The organism is Alteromonas alvinellae (assembly GCF_902705805.1).
The window spans coordinates 1-214 of the sequence record NZ_CACSIH010000032.1 but is presented as its reverse complement, the minus strand read 5'-3'; the positions used below and the strand labels follow the sequence as shown (position 1 = coordinate 214).

Below are 214 nucleotides of genomic sequence, written 5' to 3'. Positions count from 1 at the left end.
CCCGCCGTTAGGCGGGTTTTTCTTAATGGGACCTGGCAGTGTCCTACTCTCACATGGGGAAACCCCACACTACCATCGGCGCTAATACGTTTCACTTCTGAGTTCGGAATGGAGTCAGGTGGTACCGTATCGCTATGGCTGCCAGGAAAAACGGGTAACAATCTAGAAAACTGGATATCAATTCAATCAGTGAGTAACTACTTTTCACTCTACT

1 rRNA gene is annotated in these 214 nt (G+C 47.7%); it reads right to left on the bottom strand.

The annotated features are described in order from the left end of the window. Positions 1-30 precede the first annotated feature (30 nt). Positions 31-146 (bottom strand): 5S ribosomal RNA (gene rrf, locus ACX5KA_RS02320). Positions 147-214: the final 68 nt, after the last annotated feature.